General features: G+C 68.5%; 11 protein-coding genes. 2 read left to right on the top strand and 9 right to left on the bottom strand.

What is annotated here, in order from left to right; all coding sequences use genetic code 11:
• Positions 1 to 58: 58 nt before the first annotated feature.
• Positions 59 to 3955, bottom strand: a complete 3897-nt coding sequence (purL, locus tag P3W75_RS08270) for a phosphoribosylformylglycinamidine synthase (RefSeq protein ID WP_276226884.1) — start codon at positions 3953 to 3955, stop codon at positions 59 to 61.
• A 315-nt stretch (positions 3956 to 4270) separates the two neighbouring features.
• Between purL and mltF the strand changes: the two genes are divergently transcribed.
• Entirely contained in the window at positions 4271 to 5740 is a 1470-nt protein-coding gene (gene mltF, locus P3W75_RS08265) for a membrane-bound lytic murein transglycosylase MltF (protein ID WP_276226883.1), read from the top strand.
• 424 nt (positions 5741 to 6164) lie between these two features.
• Here the strand turns inward: mltF and tadA are convergent, their stop codons facing one another.
• A complete protein-coding gene (gene tadA, locus P3W75_RS08260) occupies positions 6165 to 6683 on the bottom strand; it encodes a tRNA adenosine(34) deaminase TadA (RefSeq protein ID WP_276226902.1) in 519 nt (172 codons plus the stop codon).
• A complete protein-coding gene (locus P3W75_RS08255; protein ID WP_276226882.1) occupies positions 6671 to 8062 on the bottom strand; it encodes a multicopper oxidase family protein in 1392 nt (463 codons plus the stop codon). Before P3W75_RS08255 ends, tadA begins: the two co-directional genes overlap by 13 nt.
• Before the next feature lie 195 nt (positions 8063 to 8257).
• Here P3W75_RS08255 and P3W75_RS08250 point away from each other — a divergent pair, with 195 nt between their 5' ends.
• Positions 8258 to 9043 carry a crotonase/enoyl-CoA hydratase family protein gene (locus P3W75_RS08250; protein WP_276226881.1) on the top strand — a complete coding sequence of 262 codons (786 nt, stop codon included), beginning with the start codon at positions 8258 to 8260 and terminating at the stop codon, positions 9041 to 9043.
• Here P3W75_RS08250 and P3W75_RS08245 read toward each other — a convergent pair.
• From P3W75_RS08245 to P3W75_RS08220, 6 genes are read right to left on the bottom strand one after another with little or no spacing between them, the layout of a single operon-like run.
• Entirely contained in the window at positions 9040 to 10545 is a 1506-nt protein-coding gene (locus P3W75_RS08245; protein ID WP_276226880.1) for a right-handed parallel beta-helix repeat-containing protein, read from the bottom strand. The two genes, P3W75_RS08250 and P3W75_RS08245, sit on opposite strands and share 4 nt — an antisense overlap.
• Before the next feature lie 18 nt (positions 10546 to 10563).
• Positions 10564 to 11670, bottom strand: coding sequence for a polysaccharide lyase (locus P3W75_RS08240; protein WP_276226879.1), 1107 nt, complete (start codon positions 11668 to 11670; stop codon positions 10564 to 10566).
• Complete coding sequence (locus tag P3W75_RS08235; protein WP_276226878.1) at positions 11661 to 13052, bottom strand: alginate O-acetyltransferase AlgX-related protein; 1392 nt, start codon at positions 13050 to 13052, stop codon at positions 11661 to 11663. Before P3W75_RS08235 ends, P3W75_RS08240 begins: the two co-directional genes overlap by 10 nt.
• A gap of 53 nt (positions 13053 to 13105) precedes the next feature.
• A complete protein-coding gene (locus P3W75_RS08230) occupies positions 13106 to 13753 on the bottom strand; it encodes an alginate O-acetyltransferase AlgF (RefSeq protein WP_276226877.1) in 648 nt (215 codons plus the stop codon).
• A gap of 16 nt (positions 13754 to 13769) precedes the next feature.
• A complete protein-coding gene (locus P3W75_RS08225; RefSeq protein WP_276226876.1) occupies positions 13770 to 14873 on the bottom strand; it encodes an alginate O-acetyltransferase in 1104 nt (367 codons plus the stop codon).
• Between the two features lie 10 nt (positions 14874 to 14883).
• Positions 14884 to 16311, bottom strand: coding sequence for an MBOAT family O-acyltransferase (locus P3W75_RS08220; RefSeq protein WP_276226875.1), 1428 nt, complete (start codon positions 16309 to 16311; stop codon positions 14884 to 14886).
• Positions 16312 to 16321: the final 10 nt, after the last annotated feature.

Here is a 16321-nt window from a genome sequence, read left to right as displayed (position 1 = left end):
ACAACGAAAAAGGGGAAGGCCGAAGCCTTCCCCTTTTCCTGCTGCGTCAGATACGGCCTTAGCCGACCCAGACGCGGGCGTTGCGGAACATGCGCATCCAGCCGCCGTCTTCCTGCCACTCGTCCGGGCGCCAGGAGTTCTGCACGGCGCGGAACACCCGCTCGGGGTGCGGCATCATGATGGTCACGCGGCCGTCGCGGCTGGTCAGGCCGGTGATCCCGCGCGGCGAGCCGTTGGGGTTCGCCGGGTAGGCTTCGGTGACCTTGCCGTGGTTGTCGACGAAGCGCAGCGCCACGCAGCCGGACAGGTCCGACTCGAGCAGGGCTTCCTCGCTCTCGAACTCCGCGTGGCCTTCGCCGTGGGCGATGGCGATCGGCAGGCGCGAACCGGCCATGCCCTGCAGGAAGATCGACTGCGATTCCTGCACCTGGACCATGGCCACGCGCGCTTCGAACTGCTCGGAGCGGTTGCGCACGAAGTGCGGCCAGAACTCGGTGCCGGGAATCAGCTCGTGCAGGTTGGACATCATCTGGCAACCGTTGCACACGCCCAGGGCGAAGCTGTCCTTGCGCTCGAAGAAGGCCTGGAAGCCGTCACGGGCACGGGCGTTGAAGAGGATCGACTTGGCCCAGCCCTCACCGGCGCCGAGCACGTCGCCGTAGGAGAAGCCACCGCAGGCCACCAGGCCCTTGAAGTCTTCCAGGCTGACGCGACCGGCGAGGATGTCGCTCATGTGCACGTCCACCGCGGCGAAGCCGGCGCGGTCGAAGGCCGCGGCCATCTCCACCTGGCCGTTGACGCCCTGCTCGCGGAGGATCGCCACCTGCGGGCGCAGGCCTTTCTTGATGTAGGGCGCGGCGATGTCGTCGCTGACGTCGAAGCTGAGCTTGGTCGACAGGCCGGGGTTGTCCTGCTCCAGCAGGACATCGAATTCCTGGTCGGCGCAGTCGGCGTTGTCGCGCAGGCGCTGGATCTGGTAGCTGGTTTCGCTCCAGACGCGCTGCAGCAGGCGACGCTCGGCGTTGTACACCGGCTCGCCGTTGAAGCTCAGCTCGATCTCGTCGCCGGCGACCGGCTGGCCGATAACCGCGACGCAGTCGCCCAGGCCGGCGGCGCTGAACTGCGCCAGCACTTCGGCGGAGGCCTCGCTGCGCACCTGGATGATCGCGCCCAGTTCCTCGCTGAACAGCGCGGCGCCCAGTTCTTCGCGGCTGGCGGCCAGGTCGTCGGCGTGCAGGTTCAGGCCGCAGTGGCCGGCGAAGGCCATTTCCAGCGCGGCGGCCAGCAGGCCACCGTCGGAACGGTCGTGGTAGGCCAGCAGGTGACCGTCGGCGTTGAGGCCCTGGATCACCGCGAAGAACGCCTTGAGGTCCTCGGCGTCGTCGACGTCCGGGGCCTGCTGGCCGATCTTGCCGTAGGTCTGCGCCAGGATCGAACCACCCAGGCGGTTCTTGCCGCGGCCCAGGTCGATCAGGATCAGGTCGCTGTCGCCCTTGTCCAGGCGCAGCTGCGGGGTCAGGGTGCGACGCACGTCGGTGACCGGGGCGAAGCCGGAGATGATCAGCGACATCGGCGCGGTGACGCTCTTCTCCACGCCCTCGTCCTGCCAGCGGGTCTTCATGGACATGGAGTCCTTGCCCACCGGGATGGTGATGCCCAGCGCCGGGCACAGCTCCATGCCCACCGCCTTGACGGTGTCGTACAGGCGCGCATCCTCGCCCGGGTGGCCGGCGGCGGCCATCCAGTTGGCCGACAGCTTGATGTCGGAGATCGCGCCGATGCTGGCGGCGGCCAGGTTGGTGATGGTCTCGCCGATGGCCATGCGGCCCGACGCCGGGGCGTCGAGCAGGGCCAGCGGGGTGCGTTCGCCCATGGCCATGGCTTCGCCGGTGTAGACGTCGAAGCTGGTGGCGGTGACGGCGCAGTCGGCCACCGGAACCTGCCACGGGCCGACGAACTGGTCGCGGGCCACCAGGCCGGTGATGGTGCGGTCGCCGATGGTGATCAGGAAGCTCTTGCTGGCCACGGCCGGGTGGCGCAGCACGCGCTCGGTGGCCTCGCCGATGTCCAGGGCGGCGGCGCTGAAGTCATCGCCGATCTCCGCTTCGCGGCTGACCGAGCGGTGCATGCGCGGCGGCTTGCCGAGCAGCACGTCGAGCGGCATGTCCACCGGCTTGTTGCCGAAGTGGCTGTCGGCCACGGTCAGATGCGGCTCGGCGATGGCCTCGCCGACCACCGCGAACGGGCAGCGCTCGCGCTCGCAGATGGCCTTGAAGGTCTCGAAGTCGGCGGCGTCCACCGACATCACGTAGCGCTCCTGCGACTCGTTGCACCAGATTTCCAGCGGGCTCATGCCCGGCTCGTCGTTGGGCACCGCGCGCAGTTCGAAGCGGCCGCCACGGCCACCGTCGTTGATCAGTTCCGGCAGGGCGTTGGAAATGCCGCCGGCGCCGACGTCGTGGATGAACTTGATCGGGTTGTTCGCGCCCAGCTGCCAGCAGCGGTCGATGACCTCCTGGCAACGGCGTTCCATTTCCGGGTTCTCGCGCTGTACCGAGGCGAAGTCCAGGTCCGCGGCGGAAGCGCCGGTGGCCATGGAGGAAGCCGCGCCGCCGCCCAGGCCGATGAGCATGGCCGGGCCGCCGAGCACGATGAGCTTGGCGCCGACGCTGATCTCGCCCTTCTGCACGTGGTCTTCGCGGATGTTGCCGAGGCCGCCGGCGATCATGATCGGCTTGTGGTAGCCGCGCACTTCCTCGCCGCGCGGGGTCGCCACGGCCTGCTCGAAGGTACGGAAGTAGCCGGTCAGGTTGGGACGGCCGAATTCGTTGTTGAACGCGGCGCCGCCCAGCGGGCCCTCGATCATGATGTCCAGCGCGGTGACGATGCGCTCGGGCTTGCCGTAGGGCACTTCCCAGGGCTGCTCGAAACCGGGGATGTTCAGGTTCGACACGGTGAAGCCGACCAGGCCGGCCTTGGGCTTGGCGCCGCGACCGGTGGCACCTTCGTCGCGGATCTCGCCACCGGAGCCGGTGGAGGCGCCGGGGAACGGGGCGATGGCGGTCGGGTGGTTGTGCGTCTCGACCTTCATCAGGATGTGCACCGGCTCCTGGCTGGCGCCGTACTGGCGGGTCTGCGCGTTGGGGTAGAAGCGCCCGGCGACCGAACCCACCATGACCGCGGCGTTGTCCTTGTACGCGGACAGCACGCCTTCGCGGTGCATTTCATAGGTGTTCTTGATCATGCCGAACAGGCTCTTGTCCTGGGCCTGGCCGTCGATATCCCAACTGGCGTTGAAGATCTTGTGGCGGCAGTGCTCGGAGTTGGCCTGGGCGAACATCATCAGCTCGACGTCGTGGGGGTTGCGCCCCAGCTCGACGAAGCTCTTCACCAGGTAGTCGATCTCGTCCTCGGCCAGGGCCAGGCCCAGCGCGACGTTGGCTTTCTCCAGCGCGGCGCGGCCGCCGGCGAGGATGTCGACGGCGGTCAGCGGCTTGGGCTGGGCGTGGCTGAACAGGCCGGCGGCCTCTTCCAGCTGCGCCAGCACCAACTGGGTCATGCGGTCGTGCAGGCGCGCGGCGACATGCGCGGCGTCAGCCTCGGAGAGCTCACCGGCGACGTAGTAGGCGATGCCGCGCTCGATCCGCTCGATCTTCGCCAGGCCACAGTTGCGGGCGATGTCGGTGGCCTTGCTGGACCACGGCGAGATGGTGCCGAAACGCGGTACCACCAGGAACAGACGGCCCTTGGGCTCCTGCACCGGTACGCTCGGGCCGTACTTCAGCAGCCGGCCGAGCACCTGCTCCTCATCGGCGGTCAGCGCGCCGCTCACTTCGGCGAAGTGCGCGAACTCGGCGTACAGCCCGGTGACGGCGGGTACCTGCCGGGTCAGCAGGTCGAGCAGTTTGCCGTGGCGGAAAGCGGAAAGAGCGGGAGTGCCGCGCAGGATCAGCATTGTCGGAACAGCCTCTGGAGACAGGGGAATGTGCGGGGCCGGGAGGGGCGGCCGGCAGAGGCCGTGCATTCTACCGTAAAGCGCGGCGCGACGGCACCCGCGGCGCGGTCGTCGCTGGTCGCTTTCTGCCATTGGGCGCCCGGCGGACGCCATTCATCTTCGAAGCGTTTCGAGAGCAGCCCTGCGCACCCCGCGCAGCGCCGGGGTGCCGGCCCCGCGGCGACGCCCCGGGCGGGCCCCGGCGGACGACCGCTAGCAGAGATGCCGGAAGCTGTCCAGATATTGGGCTCCGCGACCTTGGGATATACTGCGTCGATGTTTGCCCCGAACCTGTCCCGCGTGCGCTCCGCCGTATGGATCCTGGCGACCTGTATCTTTCTGCTGCTCTCCGGCTGCACCGAGGCGAAAGTCCCGACGGCCCTGGAGCAAGTGCAGAAGGACGGGGTGCTGCGCGTGATCACCCGCAACAGCCCGGCCACCTACTTCCAGGACCGCAACGGCGAGACCGGCTTCGAATACGAGCTGGCCAAGCGCTTCGCCGATCATCTGGGGGTGAAGCTGCAGATGGAGACCGCCGACAACCTCGACGACCTCTATAGCAAGCTCGGCCAGGAAGGCGGTCCCTCCCTCGCCGCCGCCGGCCTCACGCCGGGGGGCGAGCGCGCCGACCTGGTGCGCTTCTCGCACTCCTACCTCGACGTCACCCCGCAGGTGGTCTATCGCAACGGCGACCCGCGCCCGACCCGCCCGGAAGACCTGGTCGGCAAGCGCATCGTGGTACTCAAGGGCAGCAGCCACGCCGCCCAGCTCGCCGAGCTGAAGAAGCAGTACCCGAAGCTGGAGTACCAGGAATCCGACGCCGACGAGATGGTCGACCTGCTGCGCATGGTGGACGTCGGCGACATCGACCTGACCCTGATCGACTCCAACGAACTGGCGATGAACCAGGTCTACTTCCCCAATGTGCGCGTCGCCTTCGACCTCGGCGACGCCCGCGGCCTGGCCTGGGCCCTGCCGGGCGGTACGGACGACAGCCTGTTCGCCGAGGTCAACAAGTTCCTCGACAAGGTCAAGCAGGACGGCACCCTGCAGCACCTCAAGGACCGCTACTACGGCCACGTCGACGTGCTCGGCTACGTCGGCGCCTACACCTTCGCCCAGCACCTGCAGCAGCGCCTGCCGCGCTACGAGACGCACTTCAAGCAGATCGCCCAGAGCCTGAAGGTGGACTGGCGCCTGCTCGCCGCGATCGGCTACCAGGAATCCATGTGGCAGCCCGACGCCACCTCCAAGACCGGCGTGCGCGGCCTGATGATGCTGACCAACCGCACGGCGCAGGCGATGGGCGTGTCCAACCGACTGGACCCGAAGCAGAGCATCCAGGGCGGCGGCAAGTACTTCGATCAGGTCCGCGACGAACTCCCGGATAGCATCAAGGAGCCGGACCGCAGCTGGTTCGCCCTGGCTTCCTACAACATCGGCAGCGCCCACCTCGACGACGCCCGCAAGCTGGCCCAGCAGGAAGGCCTGAACCCGGACAAGTGGCTGGACGTGAAGAAGATGCTGCCGCGCCTGTCGCAGAAGCAATGGTTCCGCAAGACCCGCTACGGCTACGCCCGTGGCGGCGAGACGGTGCACTTCGTGCAGAACGTGCGGCGCTACTACGACATCCTCACCTGGGTGACCCAGCCGCAGCTCGAAGGCGGCCAGCTGGCCGAAAGCGGCCTGCACCTGCCGGGCGTGAACAAGACCAAGCCTGGCGACGAGCCTGACGAGAAGCTTTGAAGCTCCCGGCTTGTAGGCGCGAGCTTGTTCGCTAACGGTGCTCCCGGTGACTGCGGTCCCTGTGATTGACTCCGCAACCCTCTCCCGCAAGCGGGAGAGGGGGCCGTCCGGCGTAAGCGGATAGCTCGGCGCCATCCTTCCACTCCATCATTCCCGTGAACGCAGGAACGTAGGGCGAATAACCGTTCGCGGTTATCCGCCGCTGGCCCGAGCGCCGGAGCCGACGATAACGACGGATAACGCCGTAGGCGTTATTCGCCCTACGACGCAGAGGAATATCCGTGCGCACCGGAGCGGCGCGCTACACCGAACAACAAGACGTCTCTGGGTCCCCGCATTCGCGGGGATGACGACGGGAGGGATGGCGCTCGGTGGAAAGAATCGCCGTTACCCGCCGCCATGGCTGGCAACAGCGGCTCCCGCCCTAGCCCTTGCGCCGCGCCTTGAAGAAGGCCGAGAGCATCGCGCTGCACTCCTCCGCCAGCACCCCGCCTTCCACCAGCACCCGGTGGTTGAGGAAGTCCTGGGCGAAGAACTCGCCGCGACTGATGACCACCCCCGACTTCGGCTCCGTGGCCGCGTAGACCAGGCGCTGGATGCGCGCGTGCACCAGCAGGCCGGCGCACATGCTGCAGGGCTCCAGGGTCACGTACAGGGTGCTGCCCGGCAGCCGGTAGTTGCCGGCCGCCGCCGAAGCTTCGCGGATGGCGACCATCTCGGCATGGGCGCTGGGGTCGTGGGCGGTGATCGGCTGGTTGAAGCCGCGGCCGATCACCTGGCCGTCCAGCACCAGCACCGCGCCCACCGGCACCTCGCCCAGGGCCGCGCCCTGTTCGGCCAGGGCCATGGCCGCGCGCATGAATTCGCGATCACGGCTGCGGTCGATCACCGGGGCCAGGCCCTTCACGGTCGGGTGGCCCTTGCTGTTGGTCAGCCGCACCAGGCGTCACCCACGGCGATGGTGCCCATCAGGCCGGTCTCCATATGGTCGATGACGTGGCAGTGGAACATCCACAGGCCGGGGTTGTCCGCCACCAGCGCCACCTTCGCGCTCTCGTTCTTGCCCAGCAGGTAGGTATCACTGTAGTACGGGATGATCTTGCGGCGGTTCGACGCCAGCACCTTGAAGGTCATGCCGTGCAGGTGGATCGGGTGCTGGTACTGGGTCAGGTTGCGCAGGGTGAAGATGTAGCTCTTGCCCAGTTCCAGCTTGGCCAGCGGCGGCGCGTTGTGCTTGTGCTCCTCGCCGCCCTGCCAGGCCACGCCGTTGATCTGCCACAACGACGGGGTTTCCTGGCCCTTGGAATAGTCGGTCATGGCGCCGACCCACTCGAACTTGAAGTCGAGGGTCTCGGCCTTCGCCAGGTCCGGCTCGCTCACCGGGTTGGCCGGCAGCGCCGCCGGCCAGTCGGCCGAACCGCCCTTGAGCGGCGCCACGCCGCGCAGCGTGCCCAGGCGCACCACGCCGTCGCGCAGGGACACTTCCTCGCCCTCGGCGGGGCCGCGCACGGCCAGCTCCAGGCGCATGCCCGGGCCGATCCAGACCTGCTCGTCCATGTCCCGCGGCTGCACCGGGTGCCCGTCCATGGCGTAGATCTTCGCCTCGCAACCCGCCAGGTTGAGGCGGTAGGTCACGGTGTTGTCGATGTTCAGGATGCGCACCCGGGTGACCTGCCCGGCGGGCAGCTCGATCACCGGCACGTTCTGCCCGTTGATGGTCGACAGGCTGCCACGGGTGCCCTCGCGGGCGGCCTCGCGCGGCACGCTGAAGGCGGTGAAGGCGCCTTGCTCGTCCACGTGCCAGGTCTTCAGGCAGAGGATCTTCTCGTGGCTGAAGCCGCTGGGCTCGCGCTCGTCGATGATCAGCGGACCGACCAGGCCGCGGCCGAGCTGCTCGCTGCTCATCAGGTGCGGGTGGTACCAGTAGCTGCCGGCGTCCGGGGTCTTGAACTGGTAGATGAAGCTCTGCCCCGGCTGCACCGGCGGCTGCGAGATGTAGGGCACGCCGTCCATCTCGATCGGCAGGCGGATGCCGTGCCAGTGGATGGTGGTCGGCTCGTCGAGCTTGTTGGTGAAGCGCACGCGCAGCCAGTCGCCTTGCCGGGCACGGATCTCGAAGCCGGGGAAGCGCCCGCCGTAGAGCAGCGCCGGGGTCTTGTGCCCGGGCACCAGTTCCAGGTCCATGGGCGCGGCGATCAGTTCGTAGTCGTGTTCGGCCGCCACCTGCGGGCGCGCCAGCCACAGGCGCGCGCCGCCGGCGCCAAGGCCGACCACGGCGAGGCCGGCGATGCCGCCCAGTACCTGTCTGCGGGTAAAGCTCATGTCTCCCCCATCCCCTTGCGGGTATCTCGCAAATGCAAGATTTTCTCATTTTTGCCGGGGCCGTGGCGAGGGCGAAGGCGCTTCCTTATGTCGCAAGCCGACCGATGCCAGAGCCAATCGAAGACAGACATGGACAGCCGCGCCCCGGGAAGCTATCTGGATAGCCTGCCAGCAATCAGCGTGGAGAGTCGAAGCATGAGCGAAAAACTGAAAGTGGAACGCCGGGGCCATGTGCTGTGCATCGGGCTGAACCGTCCGGAGAAGTACAACGCCATGGACGTCGAGCTGTACCAGGAGCTGGCCGACGCCTATGGCGAGCTGGAGCGCGACGAGCAGCTGCGTTGCGGCCTGCTCTACGGCGAGGGCCGCCACTTCTGCGCCGGCCTCGAACTGGACAAGTGGGGCCCGCAGTTCGCCCAGGGCCGCTTCCCCGAGCTGCGCCCCGGCGCCTGCGACCCCTTCGGCCTGGACCCGGCGCGACGGGTGAGCAAGCCCCTGGTGGTGGCGGCGCGCGGCGTCTGCTTCACCGCCGCGCTGGAGCTGATGCTGGCCGCCGACGTGCGGGTCGCCGGCGACGACGCGCGTTTCGGCCAGATCGAGGTGAAGCGCGGCATCTACGCCGTGGGCGGGGCGACCATCCGCTTCGTGCAGAACATCGGCTGGGGCAACAGCATGCGCTACCTGCTGACCGGCGACGAATTCGGCGCCCAGGAGGCCCTGCGCATGGGCCTGGTGCAGGAGGTGACGGCGCCGGACGAGGCCTTCGCGGTGGCCCTCGGCATCGCCGAGCGCATCGCCCGCCAGGCCCCGCTGGGCGTGCGCGCCACCCTGGCCAGCGCGCGCCTGGCCCTGGCCGAGGGCGAGGCGGAAGCCGCGCGCCGGCTGCTGCCGGACCTGCAGCCGCTGATGGGCAGCGAGGACGTCAAGGAAGGCGTGGCCTCCTTCCTCGAACGCCGCGAGGCGAACTTCGTCGGCCGCTAACTGCCGCGGCAGTCCGGCGTCGGTTGCGCGGCGCCGGGGCTGCCGCCGGTGGCGATGCGCACGAAGCAGGCGTTGCGCACGGTGCTGTCGAGCAGCTGGCTCTGCACCGGCAGCAGGTCGCCGATGAGGATGTTCTGCAACGGCGGGTTGCCCTGGTAACTGTTGCCGCCGAGCACCACCTCGTCCACCCCTTCGACCCGCACCAGGGCCTTGCCGATGCCGTCCAGGCGGTTGCCGGTAAGCACCAGGCGCCCGGCCAGGCGCGTCGGGTTGCGCACGCTGATGGCGTACTCCGGGCTGCCGCCGATGCGGTTGTCCAGCAGGTAGGCCGAGGCCACGCCCGCCGCGTCGATGGCGCTGCCCTGGCTGTTGCCGATCAGGTTGCCGTCGAGCAGCAGGCGGGTGTCGGCGGCGCTGGCGATGTCGCGCAGCTGGATGGCGTTGCCGCGCGACTCGCCCAGCACGTTGTGGTTGATCGCCAGCCGGCCACTGAAACCGTTGACCTCGATGCCGGCCTTGGCGGTGCGCAGGATGCGGTTGTCCGCCAGGCGCCCGGCGAAGCTGCCGCGTACGCGGATGCCGCTGTTGTTCTCCACGCCATCGATGCGGTTGTCGCGCACCTCGGCGCGGCTGTCGCGCAGGTCCACGGCGTACTGCTGCATGGCGCTGAACCGGTTGCCCTCCACCCGTGCCAGCGCCGCCTGCAGTTCCAGCCCGGAGGACAGGTCCTCGAAGCGGCTGTTGCGCACCAGCACCTGCGCCGGCGCCACCGTGGCCGCCTGCTGGGTGCTGCGGGCGGTGGTCAGGCCGCGCGTCAGGTTGGCGTTGTAGCCCAGCCGGCGCAGGGTCGAGTCCTCCACGCGCACGCGGCTGCCGGCCCAGGCCATGATGAACGGGCGGTACGGGCGGTCGGTGGATTGCGGCTTGTCGCCATTCCAGCTCTCCACACCGGCCTTCTCCAGGCTGAGCAGGCCCTGGTTGATGATCGCGGTGCCGGAGTAGGTGTACAGGTACAGCGTCTGGCCCTGCACCAGCAGCGCCGCGCCGGGGCCGATCACCAGCGGGTAGCTGAGCAGGTAGCCGTCCTTGTGCCGGCGCAGGATGCGCGGGTCGTTGACGCTGGCGGCGAGCTGCTCCAGGGTCAGGCTGCCGCCGCTGAGCACCAGGGCCTGCGGGTGGTGCGCCTGGTAGCCGGCGATGGCGCGGAACAGGCCGTCGTTGACGAAGGGCTCGAAGGGCCAGCTGCCCTGCTGCGAGGAGAACATCGGCTGCACCGCGACGCTGCCGCGCCCGGCCGGCGCCTGCAGGTTCGGCGCCGGCAGGCGCTCGCCCTCCAGCTGCGCGCGCAGCTCGCCGGCCTCGGCGCGCAGGTCGGCGCCGGCCACCACCTCCAGGCGCGGCTGGGCCAGGCCGTAGCTGGCCGCCTGGGCCTGCCCGGCGAGGGCCAGGGTAGCGCCGAGAAGCAGCCCGAGGCGGGCCGCGCGTAGTCCTGTGTTGTTCATAGAGCGGTCGTCCTCGAATCAGTGCGCGCGCGGGTAGAAGGGTTTGATCGCGCCGCCGATCTGGCTGTAGTTGTCCACTTCGCCGTCCTCTTCCTGGTACAGCTTGCGCGCCCAGGGGTGCTGCGGATAACGCGCGAGGAACGGCAGCAGCCAGACCAGCTTGTAGGTGGCCGGGTCTTCCTGGGACTGGCCGCCCAGCTCGTCCAGGGTGTCCGGCTCCATGGCCGCGCGGGCGGCGAAGGTCGCCAGCTGCTGCAGCTTGCGCTGCTCCTCGGGGCTGAGCGGGCGGCCGTTGGCCTCGGCGGTTTCCACCAGCAGCATCAGCGGCACCAGGGCGTACTGGGTGTAGGTCGAGGCCAGCTTGCCGCGCGCCACTTCCAGCGGCAGGTAGGCGTAGTCGCCGTGGGTCGACGGGGTGATCTGCTGCAAGGCGCGGCGCAGGCTGCCGTCGCCCCAGGCGATGAAGTCGTCGCGGCCCAGCGCCATGCCGGTGGCCGAGACCGCCCAGCCGGCCCAGTAGTCGTGGTTGTTGAAGTAGCGGAACTCCGCCGTGCGGCGCGGCTGGTACTCGGCGATCACCCGCTCGGCCAGGCGCTGCAGCCAGTCGCGCTCGCTCGTCGAGAGGCGGAAGCGCCCATCGCTCAGCGCCTGCACCCGCAGCACGCTGCCGGCGATGGCCGCCAGCGCCCACTTGCGCCCGGCCATGCCGGTGCTGCTGGCGTCCGGGTTGAGCAGCGCTCCGCCGCGCGCCCAGGCTTCCAGCCACTGGTCGAAGCAGCCCACGGCGAGGGTCGCGCGCTCGCCGTCCTTGGCCCGCTGGAAGTACTTGGAGGCCTGGATCAGGCCGCCGATGTAGGTCTTCACCTGGGCCTGGATCTGCTTCGTCGAGGCGTCCTGGCGGCCGCTCAGGGTCGACTTGGTGACGTCGCTCTGGTCGTACTTGCTCTGCAGTTGCAGCGGCCCGGTGTAGGCCGGCGGCGGCGTCTTCTCGCAGCTCACCGCGTGGTAGTCGCCGAGCAGCGCCGCCTGCGGCGTGGCCTGGGGCGCCCAGATGCTGGTGGTGGCCTGCGCCTGCGCGGCCAGGCACAGGCCGCAGAGCGCGGCGGCCAGGGGTTTCAACGGCATAGCTGGACCTCCACCGAGGCCGGCCCGGCGCTGGCCTGGGTCGGTTCCATGAATACCGAAAGCAGGTTGGCCTTGCGGAAGTTCTCGGCGCGACTCAGTTCCAGGTAGTACTGGCCGCCGGTGACGATGGCCTCGCGGCGGAACCACACCTTGTCGCGCTCGCCGTTGTCGTAATAGACGATGACGTAGAAGTCCTTGACGTTCTTGTCGCTGACCTTGATGTCCAGCAGGCCATCCAGGCCGGTGAAGTCCTTGCGCTGCTCGCCGGCGTTGCTCAGCAGCTCGATGCGGTCGCCGACCTTCAGCTGCGTGCGCTCCACCTTGTTCTTCGCCAGCGCCAGGGCCGAGCAGCCGCCATTGATCGCCGGGATCAGCTGGCGGTAGCTCAGCGGGCTGTCCAGCCGGTAGTTGGCCGGCAGTTCCCAGATGATCATCTTCGGCGGTTTCTTCACCGAGTAGTTGGGCGACTGCAGGTACTCCAGCAGCGCGCCGTCCTGGCCGGCGCCGGGCAGCGCGTAGTTGAGGATGTCGACGTCGAGGTCCTGCTTGAGGAAACCGTCGAAGTTGAACTGCTTGCTCTCGTCTTCGCGGGAGGCCGAGTTACTGGTGCCCACCAGCACCACTTCCGGGTCCGGGGCCTCGTCGAACAGCGCGCTGGCGTCGTCGTTCACCGGCACCGTCTGGAAGCCGCGGGTGTACTGGAAGCTGTAGTTGTTGCCGCAGATGCGCCCCAGCGCCAGGTTCATGGTGCCGTCCTTGGGCACCATGACGCCGGGCTCGGTGCGGTACTTCTTCTTCGCCAGGCTCGCGTAGAACGGCTGGCGGCGCACCTCTTCGGCGACCAGCTTGGCGGTGGCCTCGGCGCCGGCCGGGGTCCAGTGGTGGTCGCGGCGGAAGAAGTATTCCTTCTGCGGCGGGTGCTCCACCAGTTGCATCACGTCCGGCACCACGGCGCCACCGGCGCGCAGCTGGCCGAGGAAGGCGCGCAGGCTGGTGCTGGCCTTGGCGTAGTCGAAACCGTAGGCGCGCTGCGGGTCGATCTTGTCGCGGTGCATCAGCCCACGGGTGGGCTGCACGGCGAACACCACGTGGGTGCCGTGGGCGGCGAAGGTGGCCATCAGCCGGGCGAACTCCGGGCGCATCGGGGCCGGGATGCCGAACTCGTTGGTCAGGTCCACGGCCGAGCGGAACAGCCAGCGGTCCTTGCCCGGGGCGATGTCGCGCATCAGCTTCATGTTGCCGGTGGCGTACTGCGCCGGGTCGGTCAGCGCCGGGCAGACCATGCATTCGAGGCCGCTGCAGGCGCTCTTGTCGGCGGCCGCGCCGGCCAGGCTGGCGCCACAGGCGAGGAGCGCGAGGCCGAGCTGCAGGAATTTCTTCATGGGTTCATCCGCTGAGGGGGAAAGGCGCCGCCCGTGCCGGCGGCGCCTGGTGGTCACTCGCTGGGGTCGATGGCGTTGGCCAGGCTGATGGTCCGGAAGCCGGAGCCGGCCGGCAGCAGCAGGTAGCTGTAGGAGCGGCCCTTCTTGAGGAACTGCTCGTCGAAGGTGGCCAGGCTCTTGTCGCCGGCGTAGGCGGCGAAGGCGATCTTGATCTCGTTCACCATGCGCCCGCCGGTCTGGTTCTGCGGTAGCGCCTCGACGATGGCGTGCTTGCCGTCCACGGTCTTCAGCGCCACCGGTTCGGCGGTGAGGTTGTAGAAGGCGACCTGGGCCTTCTTCGGCTCGTTGACGAAGGTGTCGGCCAGCAAGGTCAGCTTGCCGCCCTCGTAGATCACGGTGCTGGCGGTGTTGGGCTTGAGGTCGGCCTCCAGGCTCTGCCCGCCGATGGCGATGCGGTGTACGCCCTTGGGCACGAAGCGGTAGCCGCTGAGCTGGCCGCCGGCGACCTTCTGCGGGTTGATCTTGCCGCTGAGGCTGGCCTCGACGCTGCCGCTGCTGAGGTTGAGCACGCGGACGAAGGCCGAGTCGGCCGGGGCCACGGCGTCGTACAGGTCGGCATTGCTGTCCTTGGCCTGGGCCAAGCCGGCCAGGCCCAGCAGCAGGACGGCGCCGGCGAGCAGATGGGTGAGGCGATTGCGCATGATGGTCTCCTTGGAGTCAGAAATGGTGCGGCTGGTCGTCGGCGACCAGGCTCGAGCCTTCGCGCTGGGCCAGCAGGGTGCGCAGCGGGAATTCCCAGATCACGGTCTGGATGGCCTGGTCCTGGAGTTCCTTGCCGGCGAGGAATTCGTCCATCGCCTGGAACGGCCCACGGGCTTCCACGGCGATGCTCACCAGGTCGGTCTGCAGCGCCTCCTTGAGGAAGCCGACGAAGTTCCAGTCGTCGATCTTGCTGTAGCTGGTGCCCACCAGGAGGATCGACGGGTCCTGTTCGCCGAACAGGTTGTCGTCGCTCACCGGCTGCTGCTGGCGCAGGGTCTCGTAGACCGGCAGGCGCGCCAGGTGGAACTCCTGCGGGGCCAGGTCGGGGCTGAACAGCATGTAGTTGAGCAGGTCGCCCTTGTGCTCCTTCTCGCCGACCTGCTGCGACCGGTAGGCCAGGCCGCCCACCAGCTGCGGCTGCTGGGCGGCGAAGCTGGCGGCGGCCAGGCGCGCGCCGGCCGGGCTCCAGTGGGTGTCGTTGGGCACGAACAGCTCGCTGGCGTCGCGCTGGGCGAGGAAAGGCGCGCGGATCGGCGAGACCTTCACCCCGCGCTGGCCGAGCTCGGCGGTGAAGCTGTCGTACAGGCCCAGGGCGCGCGGGTCGGGCTGGCGCCGGGCATGCTCGGCGTAGACGTCGACCTTCATCGGCAGCGGCAGCAGGATCAGCTCCTTGCCGTGCTCGCGCAGGCGTCGCTGCACGTCGACGATGCGCTGCACCTGCTGGTCGAGGTTGTGCGGCAGGTCGGTGGGCACCAGGTACTCTTGATTGGTGAACAGCCAGCCGTCGTTGCCCAGCACCACCCCGCTGCTGCCTTCGCCGAAGAGCATGAAGCGCGCGTCGGCCCACAGCCGCACCGAGGGCTCGCGGAGGAAGAAGCGCTTGTCGTAGACCTTCTCGAAACGCCGCAGCAGCTTGCCGTCGAGGAACAGCCCGAGCGCCTCGGTCTGGCCCTTGGCGAAGCCGAACACCGCCGGCAGCGAGTAGACGAACATGGCCGCCATCAGCGCTATGAACAGGATGCCGTTGAGCTTGCTGGCCGATTTCATCACCGGGAACATGGCGGGCCTCCTAGAACTGGAAATAGAGGAAGGGCGAGAAGGAATTCGCCGCCAGGCTCGACAGGGCGACGAAGAAGCCCGCCCACAGCAGCAGCATGTTCAGGCCGCTCACCGAGGCCATGAAGTAACCGTCCTTGTTGCCGGCGTAGAAACGCACGTTGTTGATCCCGGCCAGCGCCAGCCACACCAGCGCCAGGGCGGTGAAGGCCATGGTCATCTTCGAGGCGCCGAGCACGTACATGTCCAGGCTGCCGAAGCCGTGCAGGCCGAACAGCGCAGCGTAGATGTCCAGGCTGTGGGCCAGGTTGTTGGTGAAGAACAGCGGCATGCTGAGGATGATCAGCGCGAAGGTGCGCAGGTTGCGCCACAGGCTGTAGGGGGTGTTGAGCTTGGTGGCGATGCCGAGCTTGCGCTCCACCACCATGGCCACGCCGAAGAACAGGCCCCAGCAGATGAAGGCGAAGCTGGCGCCGTGCCACAGGCCGGAGAGGATCATGGTGTACACCAGCGCCGGCAGCGCGCCGGCGAAGCGCTTGCGGACCATGGGCATGTACACGTAGTCGCGCAGGAAGTGCGCCAGGGTCATGTGCCAGCGCTGCCAGAACTCGGTGACGCTCTGCGAGACCCAGGGGTGGTTGAAGTTCTCCGGGAAGCGGAAGCCCATCATCAGCGCCAGGCCGATGGCCATGCAGCTGTACCCGGCGAAGTCGAAGTACAGCTGCAGCGAGGACGCCACCAGGCCGAACCAGGCGTCGGAGAACTGCAGCTCTGCCTGGCCGACGAACAGCCCGCTCATGGGCGCCAGGTTGTCGGCGATCAGCACCTTCATGATGAAGCCCTGGAGGAAACGGCACACGCCCAGGCTGAACAGCTCCAGCGAGTGCTCGCGCTGGCGCAGCTGCGGGGCCAGCTGGCTGTAGCGCAGGATCGGCCCGGCCACCAGGTGCGGGAAGAGCGCGACGAAGGCGGCGAAGTCGACGAAGTTGTTCGTCGGCTCGGCGTCCTTGCGGTAGATGTCGACGATGTAGCTCAGGGCGTGGAACACATAGAAGGAGATGCCCAGGGGCAGGAAGATGTGCTCCAGGGTGAAGGTGTTGATGCCCAGCGGCGCCAGCAGCGCGGCGATCACCTCGACGCCGAAGTTGGCGTACTTGAAGTAGCCCAGGGTCGACAGGTTGCCGACGATGCCGATCCACAGCAGGCGCAGGGCCAGGCGCTTGTCGCCGGCGTCCAGGCGCGCCTTGATGCGCAGGCCGAACCAGTAGTTCCAGTAGGTGATGGCGACGAACAGCAGGAGGAAGTCCGGGCGCCACCAGGCGTAGAAGATGTAGCTGCCGGCGACGATCACCGTGGAGCGCCAGGCCGGCCGCGCCAGGTAGTAGATGGCCAGGAACACCGGCAGGTAGAGGAAGAGGAAGACGTTGGAAGCGAAGATCATCGGACGGGCC

Origin of the sequence: Pseudomonas citronellolis (assembly GCF_029335315.1) — a bacterium.
GTDB lineage: Bacteria > Pseudomonadota > Gammaproteobacteria > Pseudomonadales > Pseudomonadaceae > Pseudomonas > Pseudomonas citronellolis_A.
Note: the sequence above shows the minus strand (reverse complement) of the source record. Positions and strands in the feature narration are given on the sequence as shown.

Excerpts from the sequence above, each read along its gene's own strand:
- P3W75_RS08235 (WP_276226878.1), bottom strand. The coding sequence starts at position 13,052 with ATGAAGAAATTCCTGCAGCTCGGCCTCGCGCTCCTCGCCTGTGGCGCC.
- P3W75_RS08230 (WP_276226877.1), bottom strand. The coding sequence starts at position 13,753 with ATGCGCAATCGCCTCACCCATCTGCTCGCCGGCGCCGTCCTGCTGCTG.
- P3W75_RS08240 (WP_276226879.1), bottom strand. The coding sequence starts at position 11,670 with ATGCCGTTGAAACCCCTGGCCGCCGCGCTCTGCGGCCTGTGCCTGGCC.
- P3W75_RS08255 (WP_276226882.1), bottom strand. The coding sequence starts at position 8,062 with ATGAGCTTTACCCGCAGACAGGTACTGGGCGGCATCGCCGGCCTCGCC.
- P3W75_RS08245 (WP_276226880.1), bottom strand. The coding sequence starts at position 10,545 with ATGAACAACACAGGACTACGCGCGGCCCGCCTCGGGCTGCTTCTCGGC.
- P3W75_RS08225 (WP_276226876.1), bottom strand. The coding sequence starts at position 14,873 with ATGTTCCCGGTGATGAAATCGGCCAGCAAGCTCAACGGCATCCTGTTC.
- P3W75_RS08220 (WP_276226875.1), bottom strand. The coding sequence starts at position 16,311 with ATGATCTTCGCTTCCAACGTCTTCCTCTTCCTCTACCTGCCGGTGTTC.
- mltF (WP_276226883.1), top strand. The coding sequence starts at position 4,271 with ATGTTTGCCCCGAACCTGTCCCGCGTGCGCTCCGCCGTATGGATCCTG.
- P3W75_RS08250 (WP_276226881.1), top strand. The coding sequence starts at position 8,258 with ATGAGCGAAAAACTGAAAGTGGAACGCCGGGGCCATGTGCTGTGCATC.
- purL (WP_276226884.1), bottom strand. The coding sequence starts at position 3,955 with ATGCTGATCCTGCGCGGCACTCCCGCTCTTTCCGCTTTCCGCCACGGC.